This window comes from Burkholderia sp. E168m22, assembly GCF_001319805.1.
Classification (GTDB): Bacteria; Pseudomonadota; Gammaproteobacteria; order Burkholderiales; family Burkholderiaceae; genus Burkholderia; species Burkholderia orbicola.
Genome location: NZ_BBSK01000027.1, coordinates 1 through 1,274, shown reverse-complemented (window position 1 = coordinate 1,274; position 1,274 = coordinate 1). Strand labels below are relative to the sequence as shown.

Below are 1,274 nucleotides of genomic sequence, written 5' to 3'. Positions count from 1 at the left end.
GGACATCAAGGTCAAGGTGGGCGATTCGGTGTCGGAAGGCACGCTGATCGTGCTGCTCGAAGCCGCCGGCGCGCCGGCTGCCGCACCGCAGGCCAGCGCACCGGCTCCGGCCGCTGCCGCACCGGCGCCTGCTGCTGCACCGGCACCCGCGCCCGCGAAGGCTGCGCCGGCGCCGGCTGCTGCCGCCCCGGCCGCCGCGCCGTCGGGCGAATACCGCGCCAGCCACGCATCGCCGTCGGTCCGCAAGTTCGCACGCGAACTCGGCGTCGACGTCGCGCGTGTGCAGGGTTCCGGTCCGAAGGGCCGCATTACGAAGGAAGACGTCACGGGCTTCGTGAAGGGCGTGATGACCGGCCAGCGCGCGGCACCCGCCGCGGCAGCCGCACCGGCAGGCGGCGGCGAGCTGAACCTGCTGCCGTGGCCGAAGGTCGATTTCTCGAAGTTCGGCCCGTTCGAGGCGAAGCCGCTGTCGCGCATCAAGAAGATCTCGGGCGCGAACCTGCATCGCAACTGGGTGATGATCCCGCACGTCACGAACAACGACGAAGCGGACATCACCGAGCTCGAAGCGCTGCGCGTCCAACTGAACAAGGAGCACGAAAAGGCGGGCGTGAAGTTCACGATGCTCGCGTTCGTGATCAAGGCAGTCGTCGCCGCGCTGAAGAAATTCCCGACCTTCAACGCGAGCCTCGACGGCGACAACCTCGTGTTCAAGCAGTACTTCCACATCGGTTTCGCGGCCGATACGCCGAACGGCCTCGTCGTGCCGGTGATCCGCGATGCGGACAAGAAGGGCCTCGTCGACATCGCGAAGGAAATGAGCGACCTGTCGAAGGCCGCGCGCGAAGGCAAGCTGAAGCCGGACCAGATGCAAGGCGGCTGCTTCTCGATCTCGTCGCTCGGCGGGATCGGCGGGACGAACTTCACGCCGATCATCAATGCACCGGAAGTGGCGATCCTCGGGTTGTCGCGCGGCCAGATGAAGCCGGTGTGGGACGGCAAGCAGTTCGTGCCGCGGCTCATGCTGCCGCTGTCGCTGTCGTATGACCATCGCGTCATCGATGGCGCGGAAGCCGCGCGGTTCAATGCGTATCTCGGAGCGTTGCTCGGGGATTTCCGTCGCATCATTCTTTGATGAGATGAGGGGCTCGCGGGGGCGTGGGTTGGTTTTTGGTTCTCCACGCCCTTGTCGTTGAACCTGTTTTGCCAACGGTCTGCCAGCGTCGCCCCTGCGCGGGGCGGCGGTCACTTTTCTTGTCTTCCAAAGAAAAGTA

1 protein-coding gene is annotated in these 1,274 nt (G+C 65.9%); it reads left to right on the top strand.

Annotated features, from left to right (window positions below):
* A partial coding sequence (locus tag AP428_RS08290) for a dihydrolipoyllysine-residue acetyltransferase (RefSeq protein ID WP_054927964.1) occupies nucleotides 1-1,135 on the top strand: 1,135 nt, incomplete at its 5' end.
* Between the last annotated feature and the right edge of the window lie 139 nt (nucleotides 1,136-1,274).